General features: G+C 51.6%; 3 protein-coding genes. All 3 read right to left on the reverse strand.

The window, feature by feature from the left end; translation table 11 throughout:
* Positions 1-21: 21 nt before the first annotated feature.
* Positions 22-204: an RHS repeat-associated core domain-containing protein gene (locus EJB06_RS31455; RefSeq protein WP_126077960.1), complete on the reverse strand. Its 183-nt coding sequence runs from the start codon at positions 202-204 to the stop codon at positions 22-24.
* Between the two features lie 214 nt (positions 205-418).
* Positions 419-982: a hypothetical protein gene (locus EJB06_RS31460; RefSeq protein ID WP_126077959.1), complete on the reverse strand. Its 564-nt coding sequence runs from the start codon at positions 980-982 to the stop codon at positions 419-421.
* On the reverse strand, positions 979-1,543 hold a 565-nt coding region (locus EJB06_RS31465), incomplete at its 5' end, for an RHS repeat-associated core domain-containing protein (protein ID WP_164558105.1). The genes EJB06_RS31460 and EJB06_RS31465, both read right to left, overlap by 4 nt.

Below are 1,543 nucleotides of genomic sequence, written 5' to 3' on the forward strand. Positions count from 1 at the left end.
CTATTGAGGTGTCCGGGCAAATTAGACCACAGCAGGATCTGCGTAACTGAGCGGATTTCCCTCGACATAGCCGTAGGTGTTAATGCCTCCATTCAGCCCAATCGGATCGCTCTGGATATACCGCCCAGTCTGCGGATCATAATCCCGATGGTAGTTGTAGAACAAATTTGTGCTTTTGTCGTAATACTGCCCAGGCCTCCGCATGTTAAAGACAAACGTGCCAGCACCGCTCGGATTCTCATTTGGCGGCGTCACGTCGAACGGGTCGCCGCTATAGGCGACTCCCTCTTTCCTTAGCCGCAAAAAATTAAAAGCCGTACCGGAACCCACGCTCTTTCATGCAGCGGGTTAGGACAAATCTGACCGCGCCCACTGTCAAGCATACGTGCGAATGCGCCTGCGATGTCGTGCCCATGCCCTATTTCATACGAAATCTGCTCTTTTCCTGTTTTTGCAGTGCCACACTAGCCTCTGCCGTAATCTGTTCTTTACTACGCATGCCGACATCTGGAACATATGTCTGGTAGGCAGGCGGGAGTCTCAGCAAATCCGCTAATGCGGCCGCGTAAAGCGTTTTTTTGAAATAGGCCTCCGCCCGAAACAAAAGTGATGAGTTCAGATAGTAGGAAGCGCCACTTTCTTCACAAAGGGCTATTGCCCGATCAAAGGCAAGAATTGAGTCTCCAGTAGAGCCCCGCTGCAACAACAACTTTCCCAAAGTATAGAAATCGCCTGGTTCCTGATCAAACGCTAACGTGACTACCCGCAAGTCCTCTATTGCGCCATCTAGGTCTTGCATATGGTCCTTTACTGCTGAACGCTCGCGATAACCAGCGACCTCAGTTGACGGATCATCGATCAACCAGTTGCAAATTAAGAATGCCTCGTCGTACTGATACTTAACAGCAAGATCGTATGCCATTTTCTGTATAGCTCTCACCTCCGACTCCGAGGCAGGTCTTTTCTCTAAGCTGAAGTTCATTTCTCTACCTTATTCCCACCGCAGCGTTCGCTAACCAAACCACGCGAGCATTCGGCGACATCCGTGTACGCGCCGGTAACACCTGTAACGCTTCTTTTTTTCTTTCGGCCCGCCCGCTGTTGCATTTGTTCGTAAATAAGATCCCGACAGACTCTTTCGGCCTCTCTCCACTCTTCTTTGCAGTCGCCGGTATCACACTCCCTACGTTCATGACGTGGGTCGTCGGCACATTGCCCCCCGCTGTTAGCTGTCACGCACATCAAGGCGACGCCTACCCCGATAGTCCCCGCCATACTAATTCCCCGGACGACAACGGCCGGTTTAAGCAGCCTACCTATGGTGGCATCAATACCCCTGGAATCATACAGTCCCTCAGGATCAGTCCCGCTGAGGGGATTGCCGCCAACATATCCATAGGTATTGATACCGCCCACGAGCCCGATAGGATCAGACTGCATATACCGCCCGGTCTGCGGATCATAATCCCGATGGTAGTTGTAGAACAGGTTCGTGTTTCTGTCATAGTACTGCCCGGGCATCCGCAAATTGAACGTAAATGTG

The sequence above is a fragment of the Massilia atriviolacea genome (assembly GCF_003953935.1).
Classification (GTDB): domain Bacteria; phylum Pseudomonadota; class Gammaproteobacteria; order Burkholderiales; family Burkholderiaceae_D; genus Telluria_A; species Telluria_A atriviolacea.

Coding starts and splice junctions, on each gene's coding strand:
- EJB06_RS31455 (WP_126077960.1), bottom strand. CDS start 204: ATGCGGAGGCCTGGGCAGTATTACGACAAAAGCACAAATTTGTTCTAC.
- EJB06_RS31460 (WP_126077959.1), bottom strand. CDS start 982: ATGAACTTCAGCTTAGAGAAAAGACCTGCCTCGGAGTCGGAGGTGAGA.